The 22,265-nt window shown below is 52.3% G+C and carries 17 protein-coding genes; 12 read left to right on the top strand and 5 right to left on the bottom strand.

What is annotated here, in order from left to right:
• Positions 1-90 precede the first annotated feature (90 nt).
• The 9 genes from nuoG (at position 91) to BM191_RS09335 (ending at position 10,736) form a co-directional block, all read left to right on the top strand.
• Positions 91-2,814 carry an NADH-quinone oxidoreductase subunit NuoG gene (gene nuoG / locus BM191_RS09295; protein ID WP_092877443.1) on the top strand — a complete coding sequence of 908 codons (2,724 nt, stop codon included), beginning with the start codon at positions 91-93 and terminating at the stop codon, positions 2,812-2,814.
• Entirely contained in the window at positions 2,811-3,788 is a 978-nt protein-coding gene (gene nuoH / locus BM191_RS09300) for an NADH-quinone oxidoreductase subunit NuoH (RefSeq protein ID WP_092877445.1), read from the top strand. Before nuoG ends, nuoH begins: the two co-directional genes overlap by 4 nt.
• Positions 3,789-3,800: 12 nt before the next feature.
• A complete protein-coding gene (gene nuoI / locus BM191_RS09305; RefSeq protein ID WP_092877447.1) occupies positions 3,801-4,343 on the top strand; it encodes an NADH-quinone oxidoreductase subunit NuoI in 543 nt (180 codons plus the stop codon).
• A 10-nt stretch (positions 4,344-4,353) separates the two neighbouring features.
• Complete coding sequence (gene nuoJ, locus BM191_RS09310; RefSeq protein ID WP_092877449.1) at positions 4,354-4,905, top strand: NADH-quinone oxidoreductase subunit J; 552 nt, start codon at positions 4,354-4,356, stop codon at positions 4,903-4,905.
• On the top strand, positions 4,902-5,204 hold the full coding sequence (gene nuoK / locus BM191_RS09315) for an NADH-quinone oxidoreductase subunit NuoK (RefSeq protein WP_092877451.1): 303 nt from the start codon (positions 4,902-4,904) through the stop codon (positions 5,202-5,204). Before nuoJ ends, nuoK begins: the two co-directional genes overlap by 4 nt.
• Positions 5,201-7,036 (top strand): NADH-quinone oxidoreductase subunit L, encoded by a 1,836-nt coding sequence (nuoL, locus tag BM191_RS09320; protein WP_092877453.1) that lies wholly within the window; start codon positions 5,201-5,203, stop codon positions 7,034-7,036. Before nuoK ends, nuoL begins: the two co-directional genes overlap by 4 nt.
• Before the next feature lie 115 nt (positions 7,037-7,151).
• Positions 7,152-8,672, top strand: coding sequence for an NADH-quinone oxidoreductase subunit M (nuoM, locus tag BM191_RS09325; RefSeq protein WP_092877455.1), 1,521 nt, complete (start codon positions 7,152-7,154; stop codon positions 8,670-8,672).
• Between the two features lie 6 nt (positions 8,673-8,678).
• Complete coding sequence (nuoN, locus tag BM191_RS09330) at positions 8,679-10,136, top strand: NADH-quinone oxidoreductase subunit NuoN (RefSeq protein ID WP_092877457.1); 1,458 nt, start codon at positions 8,679-8,681, stop codon at positions 10,134-10,136.
• A gap of 147 nt (positions 10,137-10,283) precedes the next feature.
• A complete protein-coding gene (locus BM191_RS09335) occupies positions 10,284-10,736 on the top strand; it encodes a GNAT family N-acetyltransferase (RefSeq protein ID WP_092877459.1) in 453 nt (150 codons plus the stop codon).
• Positions 10,737-10,770: 34 nt separating this feature from the next.
• Here the strand turns inward: BM191_RS09335 and BM191_RS09340 are convergent, their stop codons facing one another.
• Positions 10,771-12,426 (bottom strand): glucan biosynthesis protein D, encoded by a 1,656-nt coding sequence (locus BM191_RS09340; RefSeq protein ID WP_092877647.1) that lies wholly within the window; start codon positions 12,424-12,426, stop codon positions 10,771-10,773.
• Positions 12,427-12,797: 371 nt separating this feature from the next.
• Here BM191_RS09340 and elaB point away from each other — a divergent pair, with 371 nt between their 5' ends.
• Both elaB and BM191_RS09350 read left to right on the top strand, forming a co-directional pair.
• Positions 12,798-13,109 (top strand): stress response protein ElaB, encoded by a 312-nt coding sequence (gene elaB / locus BM191_RS09345; RefSeq protein ID WP_092877461.1) that lies wholly within the window; start codon positions 12,798-12,800, stop codon positions 13,107-13,109.
• Between the two features lie 126 nt (positions 13,110-13,235).
• Positions 13,236-14,417, top strand: a complete 1,182-nt coding sequence (locus BM191_RS09350) for a nicotinamide mononucleotide deamidase-related protein YfaY (RefSeq protein WP_092877463.1) — start codon at positions 13,236-13,238, stop codon at positions 14,415-14,417.
• A 31-nt stretch (positions 14,418-14,448) separates the two neighbouring features.
• Here the strand turns inward: BM191_RS09350 and yfaE are convergent, their stop codons facing one another.
• The 4 genes from yfaE to ubiG form a co-directional block, all read right to left on the bottom strand.
• On the bottom strand, positions 14,449-14,709 hold the full coding sequence (gene yfaE / locus BM191_RS09355) for a class I ribonucleotide reductase maintenance protein YfaE (protein WP_092877465.1): 261 nt from the start codon (positions 14,707-14,709) through the stop codon (positions 14,449-14,451).
• A gap of 2 nt (positions 14,710-14,711) precedes the next feature.
• Positions 14,712-15,842: a class Ia ribonucleoside-diphosphate reductase subunit beta gene (gene nrdB / locus BM191_RS09360; protein WP_092877649.1), complete on the bottom strand. Its 1,131-nt coding sequence runs from the start codon at positions 15,840-15,842 to the stop codon at positions 14,712-14,714.
• Between the two features lie 83 nt (positions 15,843-15,925).
• The gene (nrdA, locus tag BM191_RS09365; RefSeq protein WP_092877467.1) at positions 15,926-18,211 is read right to left on the bottom strand and encodes a class 1a ribonucleoside-diphosphate reductase subunit alpha; all 2,286 of its coding nucleotides are present in this window, start codon (positions 18,209-18,211) and stop codon (positions 15,926-15,928) included.
• Between the two features lie 489 nt (positions 18,212-18,700).
• Positions 18,701-19,432: a bifunctional 2-polyprenyl-6-hydroxyphenol methylase/3-demethylubiquinol 3-O-methyltransferase UbiG gene (ubiG, locus tag BM191_RS09370; protein ID WP_092877469.1), complete on the bottom strand. Its 732-nt coding sequence runs from the start codon at positions 19,430-19,432 to the stop codon at positions 18,701-18,703.
• A 176-nt stretch (positions 19,433-19,608) separates the two neighbouring features.
• Here ubiG and gyrA point away from each other — a divergent pair, with 176 nt between their 5' ends.
• Positions 19,609-22,242: a DNA topoisomerase (ATP-hydrolyzing) subunit A gene (gene gyrA, locus BM191_RS09375; protein ID WP_092877471.1), complete on the top strand. Its 2,634-nt coding sequence runs from the start codon at positions 19,609-19,611 to the stop codon at positions 22,240-22,242.
• The last annotated feature ends 23 nt before the right edge of the window (positions 22,243-22,265 follow it).

The following is a 22,265-nucleotide window of genomic DNA, read 5'->3' on the forward strand; positions in this document are numbered from 1 at the left end:
AGCCAACGTCGCCGTGGTGCGAACAGGCTGGAGAAAGAAGCATTGTGTTTAACGCTCGTCTCAGACGAGATTTATGGAAGCATGTTCACTATGGCTACAATCCATGTAGACGGTAAAGAATATGAGGTTGATGGCGCTGATAATCTGCTTCAGGCTTGCCTGTCGCTGGGCCTCGATATTCCTTACTTTTGCTGGCACCCGGCGCTTGGCAGCGTAGGTGCCTGCCGTCAGTGTGCGGTGAAGCAATTTCAAAATGCCGAAGACACCCGTGGCAGGCTGGTGATGTCCTGCATGACGCCGGCTTCCGATGGCACCTTTATTTCGATCGAAGATGGTGAAGCGCGCGAATTCCGTGAAAGCGTTGTAGAGTGGCTGATGACTAACCATCCGCACGACTGTCCGGTCTGTGAGGAAGGGGGGAACTGCCATTTGCAGGATATGACGGTGATGACAGGACACAGCTTCCGTCGTTATCGTTTTACCAAGCGCACCCATCGTAATCAGGATCTTGGCCCATTCATTTCCCACGAGATGAACCGCTGCATCGCATGCTACCGCTGCGTTCGCTACTACAAAGATTATGCGGACGGTAAAGACCTGGGCGTTTATGGCGCGCATGATAATGTCTATTTCGGTCGTGCCGAAGATGGCGTTCTGGAAAGCGAATTTTCCGGCAATCTGGTCGAAGTTTGCCCGACCGGAGTGTTTACCGATAAAACCCACTCCGAACGTTATAACCGTAAATGGGATATGCAGTTCGCACCGAGTATCTGCCATCAGTGCAGCGTAGGCTGTAATACCAGCCCTGGTGAACGCTACGGCGAATTGCGTCGCATTGAAAACCGCTACAACGGAACGGTTAACCACTATTTTTTATGTGACCGTGGTCGTTTTGGTTACGGCTACGTCAACCGCAAAGATCGCCCGCGGCAGCCTGAACAGCGTCGCGGACATGATCTCATAAAACTGAACGCCGATCAGGCACTGGGCGGTGCGGCGGATATAGTGCGTCAGTCCAAACGTACCATCGGCATCGGTTCACCAAGGGCCAGCGTGGAAAGTAATTTTGCCCTGCGGGAATTGGTTGGTGCCGAAAACTTCTACACCGGTATGCCTGCGGGTGAACAGCAACGTCTGGCACTGATGCTGGATATCCTGCGGGAAAGCGGTGTTCATACGCCGGCTTTACGCGAAATTGAAAGCTACGATGCGGTTCTGGTGCTGGGCGAGGATTTAACCCAAACGGGCGCGCGCGTTGCGCTGTCGGTTCGTCAGGCCGTAAAAGGTAAAGCGCGTGAGATGGCAGCTGCACAGAAAGTCGCTGACTGGCAGATTGCCGCTATTCTCAATATTGGCCAGCATGCTAAGCACCCGCTATTCACTACCAGCGTGGATGAAACAAGGCTGGATGATATCTCCGCATGGAGTTACCGCGCACCGGTGGCAGATCAGGCGCGCCTTGGTTTTGCTATTGCCCATGCGCTGGATGACAGTGCACCTGCGGTTAACGATCTCGATAAGGCGCTGGCTGGAAAGATTGACGTCGTCGTTCAGGCTCTGGCTGGCGCGAAGAAACCGCTGATTATTTCCGGCACCCACTCTGGCAGTGAAGCGATGATTCAGGCTGCCGCCAACGTGGCTAAAGCGTTAAAAAATCGTGGCTCAGACGTCGGGATTACGCTACTGGCGAGTGCAGCTAACAGCATGGGGCTTGGCATCATGGGGGGGAAAACCCTCGATGAAGCGCTGAGCGATCTGAGCAGTGGCGCGGCTGATACCGTTGTGATTATGGAAAACGATCTCTATCGTCATGCGGCTAAAGCGGCTGTCGATGCGGCGCTGAGCCGTAGCGAACATATCATCGTGATTGATCATCAGCGTACTGCTACCACTGAAAAGGCAGGCCTGTTGCTTTCAACCGCCAGCTTTGCGGAAAGCGACGGTACGCTGATTAATCAGGAGGGCCGCGCCCAACGTTTCTTCCAGGTTTATGAGCCGTCCTATTACGATGACAGTGTAATCATGCTGGAAAGCTGGCGCTGGCTGCATTCGCTGGAAAGCATGATTAACAATCGCCATCCTGACTGGAGTCAGCTGGATCACGTTATTGATGCTGTCGTCGCGAAACTACCTCAAATGGCAGGTATCAAAGATGCTGCGCCGGATGCCAGTTTCCGCATCAGCGGTCAGAAGCTGGCGCGTTCACCGCACCGTTTCAGTGGTCGTACCGCTGCGCGTGCCAATATCAGTGTGCATGAACCGCGTCAGCCGCAGGATAAAGACACCATGTTTGCCTTCTCAATGGAAGGTAACAATCAACCCGGCGCTCCGCGTTCGCAAATCCCATTTGCCTGGGCGCCAGGCTGGAACTCACCGCAGGCCTGGAACAAGTTTCAGGATGAAGTGGGCGGCAAGCTGCGTAACGGCGATCCCGGCGTAAGGCTGTTCGAGGCCGACGCCGGGAATTTGTCCTGGTACAGCGGTATTCCCGCAGCCTGGAAAGCGGAGGAGGGCTGGACGGTGGCACCATACTTTAATCTGTTTGGTAGCGAGGAAATGACCCAGCGTTCGCCAGCCATTCAGCAGCGTATGCAGCAAGCCTGTGCCATTGTCAGCCAGGAAGACGCAGCGAGGCTGGGCGTGAATACGGGCACGACTGTTGAGTTGCAGTGCGCCGGTGAAACGCTGCGTTTACCCGTCCGGCTTTCCAGTGCGCTAAAAGCGGGACAGATAGGTCTGCCGCTTGGCTTCCCGGGGGTTCCGCCTTTCCTGTCAGGACAGCATATTGAATCGCTGCGGGAGGCTGCACAATGAGTTGGCTGACACCAGAAGTGATTGCTGTTTTAATCGGCATTCTGAAAGCGATCGTTATTTTGCTGGTCGTCGTGGTTTGCGGCGCATTTATGAGTTTTGCCGAGCGTCGTTTGCTGGGGCTGTTCCAGAACCGCTACGGACCTAATCGTGTCGGGTGGGGTGGCTCGCTGCAGCTGGCAGCGGATATGATCAAAATGTTCTTTAAAGAGGACTGGATCCCGCCGTTTACCGACAGGGCCATTTTCACGCTGGCACCGATGATCGCTTTTACGTCAATGCTGATGGCGTTTGTGATTGTCCCGGTGAGTCCAACCTGGGCCGCTTCCGATTTGAATATTGGTATCCTGTTTTTTCTGATGATGGCAGGCCTGGCTGTCTATGCGGTGCTGTTTGCCGGTTGGGCCAGTAACAACAAATATTCACTGCTGGGGGCGGTGCGCGCCTCTGCCCAGACGCTGAGTTATGAGGTATTCCTCGGGCTGTCGCTAATGGGTGTCGTGGCACAGGCGGGGTCGTTCAATATGATCGATATCGTCAATAGCCAGGCACATTTATGGAATATCATTCCGCAGTTCTTTGGTTTTGTAACCTTTGCTATCGCGGGTGTCGCTGTCTGTCACCGCCATCCCTTCGATCAGCCAGAGGCTGAACAGGAGCTGGCCGATGGTTACCACATTGAATATGCCGGTATGAAGTTCGGTTTGTTCTTTGTTGGAGAATATATCGGTATTACCACGGTTTCTGCGCTGATGGTCACTTTATTCTTCGGGGGATGGCATGGTCCCTGGCTGCCGCCATTTATCTGGTTTGCAATCAAAACGGCTTTCTTCATGATGATGTTCATTTTGATTCGTGCAGCGCTGCCGCGTCCGCGCTATGACCAAGTGATGTCCTTCGGCTGGAAAGTCTGTCTGCCGTTGACGCTATTGAACCTGCTGGCAACCGCAGCAGTGATTCTGTACAACGCGCAGTAGAGGGTTAACAATATGACATTAAAAGATATTGTCGTTGGTTTCGGCACCACGGTACGAAGTATCTGGATGATCGGAATGCACGCATTCGCTAAGCGTGAGACCCAGATGTACCCGGAGGAGCCGGTGTATTTGCCGCCGCGCTACCGCGGTCGCATTGTGTTGACGCGCGATCCTGATGGCGCTGAACGCTGCGTTGCCTGTAACCTTTGTGCGGTTGCCTGTCCGGTTGGTTGTATATCGTTGCAGAAAGCTGAGATGCAGGACGGTCGTTGGTATCCGGAATTTTTTCGCATTAACTTTTCGCGTTGCATCTTCTGTGGTTTGTGTGAAGAGGCTTGCCCGACAACTGCAATCCAGCTAACACCCGATTTCGGACTGGGCGAGTTTAAACGTCAGGATCTGGTGTACGAAAAAGAAGACCTGCTGATTTCAGGTCCGGGTAAATATCCGGAATATAACTTCTACCGTATGGCGGGCATGGCGATCGAAGGCAAAGATAAAGGCGACGCAGAAAACGAAGCCCGGCCTGTCGACGTCAAAGGCTTGTTACCTTAAGGAGCCAGAGATGGAATTTGCGTTTTATATTTGCGGTGTAATCGCGGTACTGGCAACCCTGAGGGTCATTGTTGGTACCAATCCGGTTCACGCGCTGCTGTATCTGATTATTTCGTTACTGGCGATAGCGGGCGTATTTTTCGCGCTGGGCGCGGTGTTTGCCGGCGCGCTGGAAATTATCGTCTACGCAGGTGCCATTATGGTGCTGTTTGTGTTCGTCGTGATGATGCTCAATCTCGGCGACTCTATTCAGGAGCAGGAGCGCCGCTGGCTGCAGCCTTCTGCCTGGCTAGGCCCGGCCGTGCTATCGTTCATTCTGCTATGTGTGATGGTCTATGCCATTCATACCCTTAACGATCAGGGCATTGATGGCAAAATGATTGATGCTAAAGCGGTAGGCATCAGCCTGTTTGGCCCTTATGTCCTGGCGGTTGAGCTGGCATCAATGCTGTTGCTGGCAGGCCTGGTGGTGGCATTTCATGTCGGACGCGAAGAGCGGGCAGGCGACGTGCTGGCTAATCGCCAGGGCGATGGAAAAAGTAAAAAGGAGGAGCACGCATGATCCCTCTACAACACGGGCTCATTCTGGCTGCCATACTGTTTGTTATGGGTCTGACCGGAGTGGTCATTCGCCGCAATTTGTTGTTTATGCTGATAAGCCTTGAGATTATGATCAACGCCGCCGCGCTGGCTTTGATCGTGGCAGGCAGCTACTGGGGGCAGGCGGATGGCCAGGTGATGTATATTCTGGCGATAAGCCTCGCGGCGGCTGAAGCCAGTATTGGACTGGCGCTGCTGTTGCAGCTGCATCGTCGCCGCCAGAATCTGAACATTGATACTGTAAGCGAGATGCGCGGATGAACCTTCTTTACTTAACCATACTCTTTCCGCTGATTGGCTTTTTACTGCTGGCCTTTTCACGCGGGCGTTGGTCTGAGAATCTGTCCGCGACTGTCGGCATGGGCTCTGTTGGGCTGGCTGCGCTGGTCACGATCTATGTTGGTGTTGACTTCTTCAGTCACGGTCAACAGCCTTTTACTCAGGCTCTGTGGACATGGATGCATGTTGGTCAGTTCGAGATCAACGTTAACCTGGCACTTGATGGCCTCTCACTGACCATGTTGTCAGTGGTAACCGGCGTAGGGTTTTTTATTCATATGTTCGCCTCCTGGTATATGCGCGGAGAAGAGGGCTACTCACGCTTCTTTGCCTATACCAACCTCTTCATTGCCAGCATGGTGGTTTTGGTACTGGCTGATAACCTGATGCTAATGTATCTTGGCTGGGAAGGCGTAGGGCTGTGCTCTTATCTGCTGATCGGTTTTTATTATACCGATCCGAAAAATGGCGCAGCCGCCATGAAGGCTTTCATTATCACGCGCGTCGGTGATGTGTTCCTTGCTATTGCTCTGTTTATTCTTTACAACGAACTGGGTACGCTGAATTTCCACGAGATGGTGAGGCTGGCACCGGCCCACTTTGCTGCTGATAATCACATGTTGCAGTGGGCTACGTTACTGCTGCTGGGCGGGGCGGTCGGTAAATCTGCTCAACTGCCGTTACAAACCTGGCTTGCCGATGCGATGGCTGGTCCAACACCGGTCTCCGCACTGATCCACGCAGCTACTATGGTGACCGCCGGTGTTTATCTTATCGCACGCAGTCATGGCCTGTTCCTGCTGACACCGGAAGTGCTACACCTGGTTGGTATTATCGGTGCAATCACTCTGGTACTGGCTGGATTTGCCGCGCTAGTGCAAACCGATATCAAACGTGTGTTGGCTTACTCCACGATGAGCCAGATTGGCTATATGTTTCTGGCGCTGGGTGTTCAGGCCTGGGACGCGGCAATTTTCCACCTGATGACGCATGCTTTCTTCAAGGCGTTGCTTTTCCTCTCTTCAGGTTCCGTTATCCTCGCCTGCCATCACGAACAGAATATCTTCAAAATGGGGGGGCTGCGTAAGCGTATCCCTCTGGTATATGCCTGCTTTTTAGTCGGGGGGGCAGCGCTGTCAGCACTGCCACTGATTACCGCTGGTTTTTACAGTAAAGATGAAATTCTGTTTGGTGCGCTGGCTAACGGGCATATCAATCTGATGACGGCAGGTTTGGTCGGCGCTTTCCTCACCTCCATCTATACCTTCCGCATGATCTTTATCGTCTTTCACGGTAAAGAACAGATCCACGCTCACGCGGGTAAAGGTATCACTCACCATTTGCCGTTAATCGTGCTGCTGGTGCTTTCCACCTTTGTTGGCGCGTTGATTACCCCACCGCTGGCGGGTGTGCTGCCTGAAAACCACGTCGGTGAGGCAGGCAAAACAACACTGGAAATCGCCTCTGGCTTGATCGCTATCAGCGGTATTGCGATTGCCGCCGCGCTCTGGCTGGGTAAACGTACCCTGGTAACCCGTATTGCCCAAAGTGCGCCGGGGCGTTTCTTTGCCGCATGGTGGTTTGCAGCCTGGGGCTTTGACTGGCTGTATGATTGGATCTTCGTCAAACCTTATAAAGCGATTGCCCGCCTGTTGGCGCGCGATCCGCTGGATGCGCTGATGAACATTCCATCTCTTCTTACGCGGATAGCCAATAAAGGGCTGGTGCTCAGCGAAAACGGTCAGCTGCGCTGGTATGCGGCTTCAATGAGCATCGGTGCGGTGGTTGTGCTGGCGTTGCTGCTGGTGGTTTAAGTGAGTGGCGGGATGGAGTTTGTCTCCATCCCTTAAGAATCTAAAAGAAAATATTCTGGCATGACGGATTTCTCATATCGCTTGCCGGGATTTAAAGAAAGGGACATAAACTGCCATGTTATTACCCTGGCTAATCCTCATCCCCTTTATCGGCGGTTTTTTGAGCTGGCAATGTGAGCGCTTCAGTGTCAGATTACCTCGCTGGATCGCGCTTATCGCGATGGGACTGACGCTGGCTTTGTCGTTGCAGCTCTGGCTGCAAGGCGGCTATTCCCTCATTCAGCCTGCAGGCATTCCGCAATGGCAGTCTGAATTCTTGTTGCCCTGGATTCCGCGCTTTGGCATTGGCTTTCATCTGGCGCTGGATGGTCTTTCGCTGCTGATGATCGTGTTAACGGGTCTGCTGGGCGTCATGGCTATTCTCTGTTCCTGGCAGGAAATTCAGGATCGTCAGGGGTTCTTTTACCTCAACCTACTGTGGATACTGGGGGGTGTCATTGGCGTGTTCCTTGCTATCGATATGTTCCTGTTCTTCTTCTTCTGGGAGTTGATGCTGGTGCCGATGTATTTTCTCATCGCACTTTGGGGACATAATTCAACAGACGGCAAAACCCGCATATACGCGGCAACAAAGTTTTTCATCTACACCCAGGCCAGCGGCCTGGTGATGCTGATTTCGATTCTGGCGCTGGTATTCGTGCATTACAACGCGACCGGGGTCTGGACGTTTAACTATCAGGATCTGCTGAAAACGCCAATGTCACACGGCGTCGAATTCATGCTGATGCTGGGCTTCTTCATCGCTTTTGCTGTCAAGATGCCCGTGGTTCCCTTTCATGGCTGGCTGCCAGATGCACATAGTCAGGCACCCACCGCAGGTTCAGTTGACCTTGCGGGGATACTGCTGAAAACCGCTGCTTATGGCCTGTTGCGCTTCAGCCTGCCGCTGTTCCCGAACGCGTCGGCAGAGTTCGCGCCGGTGGTAATGGTGCTGGCACTCATCGGTATTTTCTATGGCGCATGGATGGCGTTCTCGCAAACCGACATCAAACGCTTAATCGCTTACACTTCTGTTTCCCACATGGGGTTCGTGCTGATCGCCATCTATACTGGTAGCCAGCTTGCGTTTCAGGGGGCGGTGGTTCAGATGATTGCCCACGGCCTTTCAGCCGCCGCGCTGTTTATTCTCTGCGGTCAGCTGTATGAACGTCTGCATACCCGTGATATGCGTCAGATGGGCGGCCTTTGGAAACGCATCAGATGGATCCCTGGGCTGTCACTGTTCTTCGCCGTGGCTAACCTTGGTATGCCGGGTACCGGTAACTTTGTCGGTGAGTTTATGATCCTGACCGGTAGTTATCATGTGGTTCCGGTTATTACCGTCATTGCCACTTTCGGCCTGGTGTTTGCTTCAGTGTATTCGCTGGTGATGATGCAGCGTGCTTATTACGGTGCGCCTAAGTCGGATACACCGCTAAAAGGGATGACGCCACGCGAATTTACCATGATTATGGTTCTGGTAGTTCTGCTGATACTACTGGGCGTTTATCCGCAGCCAATCATGGATACATCCCATGCCGCGATGAGCAATATTCAGCAGTGGTTTAACGCTTCAATTTCAACTACAAGGCCGTAATTCGCCATGACAATAACATCTCAACAACTGATCGCGCTGCTACCGATGCTGATCGTCGGATTGACGGTGGTGGTGGTGATGCTCTCCATTGCGTGGCGACGCAACCACTTCGTCAATGCCACACTGACCGTGATTGGCCTTAACCTTGCGCTGCTGTCACTTTGGTTTGTCGGGCATGTCGGCGCGATGGACGTTACGCCATTGTTACGTATTGATGGTTATTCAATGCTTTATAGCGGGCTGGTGCTGCTCGCCAGTCTGGCAACCTGTACCTTCGCTTATCCGTGGCTGGCGGGCTTTCCTGACAACAAAGAAGAGTTCTATCTGCTGGTATTGATTGCAGCGCTTGGCGGTTTGCTGCTGGCCAGCGCTAACCACCTGGCCTCGCTGTTCCTCGGCATTGAGTTGATCTCACTGCCGCTGTTTGGCTTAACCGGCTATGCTTTTCAGCTGAAACGTTCGCTTGAAGCCAGCATTAAATACACCATCCTGTCGGCAGCAGCCTCTTCATTTCTGCTGTTTGGCATTGCGCTGATCTACGCTAATTCAGGTAATCTCGGCTTCGCTACTCTCGGTCATAGCCTGAATGATGGCATGATCTCACAGCCGCTGCTGTTGATCGGCGTAGGTATGATGATTGTTGGATTGGGCTTTAAACTGTCACTGGTGCCATTTCATTTGTGGACGCCTGACGTTTATCAGGGTGCGCCCGCACCGGTTGCAACTTTTCTCGCAACGGCCAGCAAGATAGCCATCTTCAGCGTAGTGATGCGGTTGCTTCTCTATGCCCCGGTAACGGACAACGAATCGGTTCGCCTGGTGCTGGCAATTATTGCCTTCGCTTCGATCCTGTTCGGCAATATCATGGCCATCTCGCAGCGCAACATAAAACGGCTGTTGGGCTTTTCGTCTATCGCTCATATGGGTTATTTGCTGGTTGCGCTGATTGCCGTACAAAGTCATCAGCTGCCGTTGGAAACCGTCGGCGTTTACCTTGCAGGTTATCTGTTCAGCAGTCTGGGATCATTTGGCGTGATAAGCCTGATGTCCAGCCCCTATCGTGGTCCGGATGCGGAGTCGCTGCATTCCTATCGCGGATTGTTCTGGCACCGTCCTGTTCTCGCGGCGGTGATGACCGTGATGATGCTTTCGCTGGCGGGTATTCCGATAACGCTCGGCTTTATCGGTAAATTTTATGTGCTGGCGGTAGGGGTCAGCGCGCACCTGTGGTGGTTGACCGGCGCGGTCGTGGTGGGTAGTGCCATTGGTCTCTACTATTATCTGCGCGTAACGGTCAGCCTGTACCTGAGTCCGCCTGAGTTGCTCCATCGCGACACGTCGGCTAACTGGGCTTTTACTGCAGGCGGTATAGTCGTACTGATCTCCGCTATTCTGGTGCTGGCGCTGGGCGTATATCCTCAGCCGCTGATTACGCTGGTGCAAATGGCTCAGCCACTGATGTAACCGGCAACATTACTGGATCGGGCGCTCAGGCGCCCGTTTTTTTTATCAGTCTACCCACCGCACTTAAGACGTCTGAACGGTTTGGTGGTAAGCGGTCTGTGGTTCTGGATATTTACCCATTAAGCCGCGCTTTTAAGGGAGTTATTTATGGATCTGACGTGGCAGGATATTCATCACAGTGAACTTACTACCCTCCAGCTATATGCGCTGTTGGCGTTGCGCAACCAGGTGTTCATCGTTGAACAAAACTGCCCGTATCTGGATATTGATAATCAGGATCTCCAGGGTGAAAACCGGCATATCATTGGCTCACGGAGCGGTGAGATTGTTGCCTGTGCCCGCATCCTGGCTCCGACGCAGGATGATAAACCGGTGAAAATCGGTCGGGTGAGCGTGTCGCAGTCGGCGCGGGGAGCGCGAATCGGTCAGCAACTGATGGTGCGCGCGATGGCGAGCTGCCAAAAACACTGGGCGCAACGGACGGTATTTCTTTCAGCGCAGGCGCATCTGCAAAATTTTTACGGTCATTTTGGTTTTCAGGCGATGAGCGACATTTATCTGGAAGATGGTATTCCACATGTTGATATGCAGAATCGCTAATGAAACGCCCTCCGACAGGAGGACGTTTTTGTCATCAGGCGTGCATTTGCCGATCGTCAACGTAATTACGTTTATCCGGCGGTGGTGGAAAGTACTGGTACAGCCAGGTTTCGCTCAGCGTTTCGCTGCCGGTGCGCAGATACATACGCATGTTGACGGCTTCCGTTGAAGGCGTGTCCGGATACCAGTCAAACAAAATGCGATAGCCGTTAAACGGTTGAACGTAGAGGATCTCTACCTGTTTTATGGTACCCGAGCTGATATCAATCACCGGTGTAATGCCTTTCGGCGCTGCGGCGTTCAGATCGCCGCCAATGAAGTCAACGGCGAAGCGCCGTGCCCACACATCGGGATAATGTTCGCCTGGTGCCCAGCCTTCGGGGAACCCGCCCATGCCGGTGCGAGTGGCGTATACACGCGCCAGGTTGCTGTGTACCGGTGGTAAACTACTCCAGTACAGCTTGTAGGAAAAACGGTGCTCGCTGCCGGCAGTGATGGTTTCTGCGGGATTCCAGAAGCAAACAATGTTATCCATCGTTTCGCCAGTCGTCGGGATCTCCAGCAGATCAATGGTCCCTTTTCCCCAATTGCCGACCGGTTCAACCCACAGGCTGGGGCGTTTGTTATACCAGCCAATAACGTCCTGGTAATCATCGAAATTATGATCCGTCTGAAGCATGCCGAAACCGCGTGGATTTTCATCTTCGAAAGCGTTAAAGGCCAGGCGTTGAGGATTATTCAGCGGTCGACAAATCCATTCGCCTTTACCGGTCCACATAGCGAGGCGGTCAGAGTCGTGAATTTGTGGATGAATGGTATCGCACACCCTGCGTTCATTGGTCCCACAGCTGAACATGGTCGTCATCGGTGCAATGCCCAGCTGAGCAATATCCTTCCGCGCGTACAGATTGTTTTCGATTTCCATCACAACCTGCTTTTTCTCACAATGAATAGTGAACTTGTAAGCACCGGTACAGCTTGGTCCGTCCAGCAATGCATAGACGGTAAAGGTGGTGTCGCCTGCTTTCGGTGTTTCAAACCAGTACGCGGTAAAATCAGGAAATTCTTCTGGGGTGCTGCTGAAGGTGTTGATCGCGATGCCGCGTGCAGAAAGACCATACTGGTAGGTATCGTCGACCGCGCGAAAGTAGCTGGCCCCTAAAAAGGAGACGATGTCGCGGCTGCTAAGGTCAGGCGCTTTGAAAACGCGAAATCCGGCAAAGCCCAGATCGGTTTTGCCTTCAAGCTGTTTAGTATCGACATGGGCTTTATTGTAATTGAATAATTCTGGTCGGAAGTGAATTTCACGCGCTTCCCTGTTTGCCGGGTCAACTGAAAACATGCGGATACGGCGCTTAAAACCCATACCCACGTGAAAAAATTGTACGTCAAGTTGATGGCCTTTAATGTTGCTCCATAACGCGTGTGCCGGATCATAGGCGATCTCGTTATAGGCTTGCGGAGTGAGATTTGCCAGGGTGTCAGGCAATGGCGCGGCAGCGCCGCCATAAGGCTTTTTAGCCAGGTTCGCGGCATGCTTTTTCAACAGGTTAAAGTCAAATGGTTGCGCTACGCCATCGGCGATGTCAGCATTGGCCCACGCCGAGCGCGCCAGGAGCGTGGACAGGCCTGACATACCGCTCAGGGTTGCGAAGGCCATGGATGCTTTCATAAACATTCTACGATTCATGCCAGAAATATTTCCCATTGCTGAACGAGGATTAAGGTGACCGTCCTGTGCGGCACATTACCGGTTTAGCCGAACGTATCCGCGCTAATCCATTTACGACATCGTATCCGTTTAAAAATTCAGTACAGTGGAAATTTACCAGATAAATCAAAGAAGCGAAGTTTTTTCCGCCATTTACAGTGATTCGCGAGCCTGTTTACATACAGACGGTTCCATAACACGACTGAGGATCAGGGGAGCCGTCGTATTGTGAGTCTGATGCCAGCGTAGAGCAGGATAATTGTCTATAGTAATAGCCACAGGCCCCTTATCTTTTATGCTCAGGCATTTAAGATAAGGGGGAAGAGAGATAAAACAGCAAGGAGGAGTATATGGCAACATCTGTTGAGCAGTTTGACACCCGTCTCGATGACGATCTGGCGCTGCTGGCTGAGACGCTGGAGGACGTTCTGGCCTCGTCAGGCGACCCGTCCGACGAGAAGTATATCGAACTGAAGAAAAAAGCTGAAAGTACGCTGAAGGATGTGAAGAATCGTATCAGCAATGCTTCTGATACCTACTATGTGCGGGCGAAGCAGGCTGTTTATCGCGCCGATGATTATGTTCATGAAAAACCCTGGCATGGTATTGGTGTGGGTGCTTCCATTGGTCTGGTATTGGGACTGCTGCTGTCCCGACGCTGAGTTATCTGTTACGTAATTCAACGGGAGCCAGGCGCTCCCGTTACGTTTTTAACTTCCTGTTAGCGGTTGAGTTTGCATATCGATCCCAACACAATGGACTGATCAAAGAGCGTTGATGGAGCGAAAATGATAAGAGTTGAAATGCTGGCTACGGGTGAAGAGGTGTTACACGGTCAGATCGTCGACACCAACGCTGCCTGGCTGGCGGACGTGCTGTTCAGCGAAGGCTTACCCATGACCAGTCGGGTAACCGTTGGTGATAATCTTGAAGAGCTGGTTGTCACATTGCAGCAGCGCAGCCTGATTGCCGACGTACTGATTGTTAACGGTGGCCTGGGGCCAACCAGTGACGATCTCAGCTCACTGGCCGCAGCAACGGCGGCCGGGGTCAGACTCAAAATGCATGCAGAGTGGTTGGCTAAGATGGAGGGCTGGTTTGCTGAACGTGGCCAGGTAATGGCAGCGAGCAATCGTAAGCAGGCTGAAATCCCGGAAAATACTGAGATGCTGGATAACCCCATCGGTACCGCCTGCGGTTTCGCCATGCAGCTCAACCGCTGCTGGATCTTCTTTACGCCGGGCGTCCCCTCCGAATTCAGACTGATGGTCAAACAGCAGATAATTCCACGCATTAAAACGCGTTTCTCACCCGGCCCAGGACCGGTCTGCCTGAGATTAACGACTTTCGGCCGAGGGGAGAGTTCGCTGGCGACTGAACTGGAAGGCCTGGCGCTACCTGAGGGGGCGGTGATGGGGTATCGCTCCTCAATGCCGGTGATTGAACTCAAGCTGACCGGGCCGGCGGCAATACATCGGCAGATGGAAAAGGTCTGGTCTGAGGTTCGCAGGATCGCCGGTGATAGCCTGATTTTCGAAGGGATGGAGTCGTTACCGGCACAGCTTGCGCGCGAAATTACAGCACGTGGATTGACGCTGGGTATCAGTGAAGCCTATACCGGCGGCTTGCTGAGCTGGCATTTTACCTCCGCTGATGCGCCACTCAGCTATGGGGAAGTGCTGCCCGTGCTGAAAGAGACCCCCGAAGTGATGGCAGAACGCTGTCAGGGTTGCCCACTGGCATTGATTGTCGGCTCAGTGCTGGAGGATGAAACCCTCCCCTTTGTTTTACGTACCCCACAGGGTGCTTTTTATCAACGGGTTAAGCTCAATATACTGCGACACACTCTGCGGATCCGTCAGGAGACGGTGGCGATGACGGCAATGAATATGCTGCGCCGCTGGCTGCAGGGTAAGCCAGCAACCGGCGGTTATGGCTGGGTTGAGGTCGTTGAGGAAAAGCGGCTGTAAATATCCTTCCGGGTATTTACAGCCGCAAGTGTCATATATCGATTTCGATATCCCCTTTGGCCTGGCAGCAGCAGGGCAATATTTCGTCCGGCTGAAGAAAGGCCAGGGGCTTGCTGGCATAACAGACTTCACCTTTAAGCAGGCGCGTACGGCATGAACCGCAGTAGCCTTCGCGGCACTGGTATTCAACGCAAACCTTATGTGACTCAAGGGCAGCCAGCAGCGAACCATGCTGTTCTTTACACGTTATACGCGCGCCTGTAGCGCGCAGCGTGATCGTCGGTTCTGCCATTATCAGAGCTGAAAGTCATTGAAGTCGTCGTCACTGACTTCGGCGTCGATCTGTCCAACCAGATAAGAGCTGACTTCGACTTCCTGCGGCGCGACCTGGACGTTATCGGAAACCAGCCAGCTGTTAATCCACGGAATAGGATTTGAGCGGGTTTCAAACGGCAAGTCCAGACCCACTGCCTGCATACGAATATTGGTGATGTATTCGATATACTGACAGAGGATATCTTTATTCAGGCCAATCATCGAGCCGTCGCGGAACAGATATTCCGCCCACTCTTTTTCCTGAATCGCGGCGTCCTTGAACAGGTCGTAACAGGTCTGACGACACTCCTGAGCAATCTTCGCCATTTCCGGATCGTCTTCGCCGCTGCGCATCAGGTTGAGCATATGCTGAGTGCCAGTCAGATGCAGCGCTTCGTCACGGGCGATCAAACGAATGATCTTGGCGTTACCTTCCATGAGTTCACGTTCGGCGAAGGCAAACGAGCAGGCAAAGCTGACGTAAAAGCGGATCGCCTCCAGTGCGTTTACGCTCATCAGGCAGATATAGAGCAGCTTTTTCAGCGCATATAAAGATACGGTAACGGTTTTATTATCAATCTGATGAGTGCCCTCTCCCAGCAGATGCCAGTAGCTGGTCATCTCGATCAGCTCGTCATAGTAACCGGAAATATCTTCAGCACGTTTCAGAATCTGTTCGTTAGTTACGATGTCATCGAAAACCAGCGCGGGATCATTCACGATATTGCGGATGATATGGGTATAAGAACGGGAGTGGATCGTTTCTGAAAACGCCCAGGTCTCAACCCAGGTTTCCAGTTCCGGTATGGAAATAAGTGGCAGAAGAGCAACGTTAGGGCTTCGTCCCTGAATGGAGTCCAGCAGCGTCTGATATTTCAGATTACTGATAAATATATGCTTTTCATGATCGGGCAAGCTCTGGTAATCGATACGGTCGCGGGATACATCAACCTCTTCAGGACGCCAGAAAAAAGAGAGCTGCTTTTCGATGAGTTTTTCGAAAATATCATATTTCTGTTGATCGTAACGAGCGACGTTGACCGGTTGGCCGAAGAACATCGGTTCGGCCAGCTGATTGTTTTTGTTCTGTGAAAATGTGGTGTAAGCCATTGCGTTGTCCGCGAGTAAGGGGCGGAGGTCATCCGCCATACCATAAGGTCAGACAGGCGGGAGAGAGCCTCTCCCTCCCGGCTTTAAATTTTACATGCGCCGCTTTCGCAGCCATCATCCTGAATTGAGGGAGCCAGATCGTTCTGAGCGTCTTCCGCGCCGTCGCGCGTGTTCTGGTAGTACAGCGTTTTCACGCCGAATTTATAGGCCGTGAGCAGATCTTTTAACAGCTGCTTCATCGGGACTTTGCCGTTCGGAAAGCGTGAGGGATCATAGTTGGTATTAGAGGAAATCGCCTGGTCGATAAACTTCTGCATTATGCCAACCAGCTGCAAATAACCATCGTTGGAAGGCATTTCCCACAGTAGTTCATACTGCTGTTTCAGGCTTTCGTACTGCGGTACCACCTGACGCAGAATACCGTCTTTCGACGCTTTGATACTGATATGACCTCGTGGTGGCTCAATACCGTTGGTGGCATTTGAGATCTGCGACGAGGTTTCGGACGGCATCAGTGCAGAAAGGGTAGAGTTGCGCAGACCATGGGTTTTTATCTGTTCACGCAGCGTTTCCCAATCAAGGTGCAGCGGTTCCTGGCTGATGGTATCCAAATCTTTTTTGTAGGTATCGATCGGTAAAATACCCTGCGCATACGTCGTTTCGTTAAACCAGGGGCAGGCACCTTGTTCTTTCGCCAGTTCATTAGAGGCTTTCAGCAGGTAAAACTGAATTGCTTCAAAGGTTTTATGGGTCAGATTATTGGCGCTCCCATCGGAATAACGCACGCCATGTTTTGCCAGATAGTAGGCGAAGTTAATCACCCCAATCCCCAGCGTACGACGCCCCATCGCGCCACGTTTGGCTGAGGGAATAGGGTAGTCCTGATAATCGAGCAGAGCGTCGAGGGCGCGTACCGCCAGAGTTGCCAGCTCCTCAAGATCATCAAGGCGATTGATGGCGCCGAGGTTAAAGGCGGAAAGCGTACAGAGCGCGATTTCGCCATTCTCGTCGTTAACATCTTCCAGCGGTTTAGTGGGCAGCGCTATTTCCAGGCAGAGATTGGACTGGCGCACCGGTGCGATGCTCGGATCAAACGGGCTGTGCGTATTGCAGTGGTCAACGTTCTGAATGTAAATACGGCCGGTCGAAGCGCGTTCCTGCATCATTAATGAGAACAGGTCAACGGCCCGCAGGCGCTGCTTACGGATGCTTTCATCCTGTTCATATTGGATATAGAGGCGCTCGAACTCCGCCTGATCGGCAAAGAAAGCGTCGTACAGGCCGGGCACATCAGAGGGGCTGAAGAGCGTAATATCCTGGCCTTTTAGCAGTCGCTGATACATGAGCTTATTGATCTGCACACCATAGTCCATATGGCGCACGCGATTACCCTCCACTCCCCGGTTGTTCTTCAGCACCAAAAGGCTCTCGACTTCCAGATGCCACATTGGATAGAACAGCGTGGCCGCGCCACCCCGCACCCCGCCCTGGGAACAGGACTTCACCGCAGTCTGGAAGTGCTTGTAGAAGGGGATACAGCCCGTATGGAACGCTTCACCGCCGCGGATCGGGCTACCTAAGGCACGAATACGTCCGGCATTGATGCCGATGCCCGCACGTTGAGAAACATATTTAACGATGGCGCTGGAGGTAGCATTAATTGAATCAAGGCTGTCTCCGCATTCGATCAGAACGCAGGAGCTGAACTGCCGGGTTGGCGTGCGCACGCCTGCCATAATTGGCGTTGGCAGAGAAATTTTGAAGGTAGATACCGCATCATAGAAGCGTCTAATGTAATCCATACGGGTTTCGCGCGGATAGCCGGAGAACAGGCAGGCAGCCACCAGAATATAAAGGAACTGCGCGCTTTCATAGATTTCGCCGCTGACGCGGTTCTGAACCAGATATTTTCCTTCCAGCTGTTTTACCGCCGCGTAGGAGAAGTTCATGTCACGCCAGTGGTCGATAAAACTGTCCATCTGCTCGAACTCCTCTTGACTATAGTCTTCCAGCAGGTGGCGATCGTATTTGCCCAATGCCACCATGCGCACGACCTGATCGTACAACGCCGGCGGTTCGAACTGGCCATAAGCTTTTTTACGCAAATGGAAGATGGCAAGACGCGCTGCGAGATACTGATAATCTGGCGCATCACGGGAAATCAGATCAGCGGCTGACTTAATGATAGTTTCATGGATATCTGCCGTTTTGATCCCTTCATAGAACTGGATGTGGGAACGCAACTCAACTTGTGAGACGGATACATTGCTTAGCCCTTCGGCAGCCCAGTCAAGGACACGATGGATTTTATCGAGGTTGATACGTTCGGTGCGGCCATCGCGCTTAGTGACAAGCAGACTCTGATTCATATCGCGTTTTATCCTGTCCGTAATGAGAATGTATCCCCGTTTTATGCACTTACCGCTACGATATTCGTAACTTAGTGGTTAAACACAATATATAGGGGGTACTGAATGAAAGAATCACTAGATGATGAATATTCTAGTAGGTTCCCCAGTAGCTACAAGTCTTGATTTTTTGAAAATTTTAAGGTTAGTGGTGCCGAATAATCTCAATGCCGCATAGCTAAAGGGCTGTGATTACTGTCAAGCGCAATTATCAATGTTTTTAAATTTGATCGAACGATGATTTCGTGTGCACTCCGGCGCGCGGTTGGTTTTATTTTATCCATGATAGAAAGCCAGCCAAAGTCTTCGGCATGTCCAGTACTCATCGGCAGTCTGATTGGCCGCAGCCGGTCTGTGAAACAGTAAAACGATTTGTCAGCCGAAGCAGCACTAAGAATTCATTATGATTGGAGGGACGTCGCCGGCGGTCTCCGGCAACGATTTGCCTGCTCAGTTGCCCTGAGGGCGCTGTGCGTGAAGCATATAATTCACGTCGACGTTACCACCGAGGTAAAATTTATTGGTCAGGGGATTATAATGTAACCCAATAATGTGGCGCTCATGCAGGAAGGTTTGATCGATCCAATGCAGCAGTTCGGCAGGGCGAATAAATTTTTTTACGTCATGGGTGCCGCGCGGCACCATCCGCAGCACATACTCCGCGCCAATAATGGCCATCAGCCAGGCTTTGCTATTACGGTTAATGGTTGAAAAGAATACCTCGCCGCCGGGTTTCACCAGTCGCGCGCAGGCCGCTACAACAGAGGCTGGATTGGGAACGTGTTCCAGCATTTCCATACAAGTGACAACGTCGTAAAGACCGGCATGCTGTTCAGCATGGTCTTCAACGGTTTGCTGAACGTAGTTCATTACAAGACCGCTTTCTAAAGCATGCAACCGCGCCACTTCCAGCGGTTCGGCTCCCATGTCCAGTCCGGTTACCGTCGCGCCTTCGCGTGCCATGCTTTCGCTCAGGATACCGCCGCCGCAACCGACGTCCAGCACCACTTTACCGAACAGACCGTTAGCGCGGCTGGCAATGTAATTCAGTCGCAAGGGGTTAATACGATGCAGCGGTTTAAACTCACCCTCGGTATCCCACCAGCGCGAGGCGAGTGCTTCAAACTTTGCAATCTCCTGTCTGTCAACGTTTTCAAAGCTGGTTTGCTGTTGTGTATTCATTGGCTTACCACTCCACTTGATTTTGCGCGAGTATATCGCGTTCTGCGGTAAATGGGCAGGCGGCGAAAAAGCGCTATTTCGGTTTTTGAGCCATGCTTTTCATTCACCCGTAGGGCACTATGTGATATTATTTTGGACCTTTGAATCCGGGAATAATTTAGAAGGAAAGCGCCTAGATGAGCGATCTGGCCAGAGAAATCACACCGGTTAATATTGAAGAAGAGTTAAAGAACTCTTATCTGGATTACGCGATGTCGGTCATTGTAGGCCGAGCGCTGCCGGATGTCCGAGACGGGCTTAAGCCAGTGCATCGTCGCGTACTGTTTGCGATGAATGTGCTGGGCAATGACTGGAATAAGCCATACAAAAAATCGGCCCGCGTTGTGGGTGATGTTATCGGTAAATATCACCCTCATGGTGATTCTGCTGTTTACGACACTATTGTCCGTATGGCTCAACCTTTCTCACTGCGCTATATGCTGGTCGATGGCCAGGGCAACTTTGGCTCAATCGACGGCGACTCTGCGGCGGCAATGCGTTATACCGAAGTGCGCATGGCAAAAATTGCCCATGAGTTACAGGCGGATTTGGAAAAAGAGACCGTTGATTTTGTCGCAAACTACGACGGTACCGAGCAGATCCCCGAAGTGATGCCAACCAAAATTCCGAACCTGCTGATCAACGGCTCTTCAGGAATAGCGGTGGGTATGGCAACCAACATACCCCCGCATAACATCACCGAAGTTATCAATGGCTGCCTGGCCTATATCGATAACGAAAACATTTCGGTTGAAGGGTTGATGGAATATATTCCCGGCCCCGATTTTCCAACCGCCGCGATTATTAACGGGCGTCGTGGGATTGAAGAAGCTTATCGTACTGGTCGCGGAAAAATTTATATCCGTGCGCGTGGTGAAGTTGAAGCTGACGCTAAAAGCGGTCGCGAAACCATCATCATTCACGAAATTCCCTACCAGGTTAACAAAGCGCGACTGATCGAAAAAATCGCCGAGCTGGTCAAGGATAAGCGCGTTGAAGGCATCAGTGCATTGCGCGATGAATCTGATAAAGACGGCATGCGTATCGTTATCGAAGTAAAGCGCGATGCCGTGGGTGAGGTCGTTCTTAATAATCTTTATTCACTGACTCAGCTGCAAATATCTTTCGGTATCAATATGGTTGCCCTGCATCAGGGACAGCCGAAGATCATGACGCTGAAGGATATTCTTGAAGCCTTTGTGCGTCACCGTCGCGAAGTGGTTACGCGCCGTACCATCTTTGAACTGCGTAAAGCGCGTGACCGCGCTCATATTCTGGAAGGTCTGGCGGTAGCGCTGGCGAATATCGATCCCATCATTGAGCTTATTCGCCGTGCGCCAACGCCGGCTGAAGCTAAAGCAGGCCTGATGGCACAGTCCTGGACGCTGGGCAACGTGGCGGCAATGCTTGAACGTGCCGGTGATGATGCTGCCCGCCCGGAGTGGCTCGAGGAGCAATACGGCATTCGTGACGGCCAGTATTATCTGACTGAGCAACAGGCACAGGCTATTCTGGACCTGCGATTGCAAAAGCTGACTGGCCTTGAGCACGAGAAGTTGCTTGATGAGTATAAAGAGCTACTTGAGCAGATTGCCGAGCTGCTACGCATTCTGGAAAGCGCTGAGCGCCTGATGGAAGTGATTCGGGAAGAACTGGAAGCCATGCGCGAGCAGTTTGGCGACAAACGTCGCACCGAAATTACCGCTAACAGTGCTGATATTAATATCGAAGATCTGATTAATCAGGAAGACGTGGTAGTCACACTGTCACATCAGGGGTATGTAAAATATCAGCCGCTGAGCGACTATGAAGCACAGCGCCGTGGTGGTAAAGGCCGTAGTGCGGCGAGAATTAAAGACGAAGATTTTATCGATCGATTGCTGGTGGCAAATACCCACGACACTATTCTCTGTTTTTCCAGCCGTGGCCGCCTCTACTGGATGAAGGTCTACCAGCTGCCGGAGGCCAGTCGTGGTGCCCGCGGTCGTCCAATTATCAACCTATTGCCGCTTGAGGCCAATGAGCGTATTACCGCTATCCTGCCGGTACGTGAATATGCCCAAGGCTGGAATGTATTCATGGCGACCGCCAATGGGACGGTGAAGAAAACGGCGCTTAGTGAGTTTAGTCGTCCACGCAGCGCCGGTATTATTGCGGTTAATCTGCGTGAAGATGATGAGCTGATCGGTGTGTCTCTGACCAACGGTCAGGATGAAGCCATGCTGTTCTCCGCTGGCGGCAAAGTGGTGCGCTTTAGTGAGCAGGCAGTGCGACCGATGGGACGTACCGCTTCAGGTGTACGTGGTATCAGGTTGGCTGAAGGCGATCGCGTAGTATCATTAATCGTACCGCGTGACGAGGGGGCTATCCTGACCGTTACGCAAAATGGTTACGGCAAGCGTACTGGCAACGACGAGTATCCCACTAAATCACGTGCGACCCAGGGTGTTATTTCAATTAAAGTCACAGAGCGTAACGGACCAGTGGTTGGTGCCGTTCAGGTTGTCGATGGCGATCAAATCATGATGATCACCGATGCCGGTACGCTGGTTCGTACCCGTGTATCCGAAGTCAGCGTGGTCGGACGTAACACCCAGGGGGTTATCCTGATCCGCACAGCCGATGACGAAAACGTGGTAGGTTTGCAGCGCGTTGCTGAACCCGTCGAAGATGAAGAGCTGGATTCTATCGATGGTAGCGTGGCAGAAGGGGAAGATGAGATAGCTCCTGAGGCCGACAGTGACGATGCCCCTACAGAAGACGAAGAATAAGTTTTTTATGCCAGTAAAAAAGG

The sequence above is a fragment of the Izhakiella capsodis genome (assembly GCF_900115045.1).
In the GTDB taxonomy this organism is placed as follows: Bacteria; Pseudomonadota; Gammaproteobacteria; order Enterobacterales; family Enterobacteriaceae; genus Izhakiella; species Izhakiella capsodis.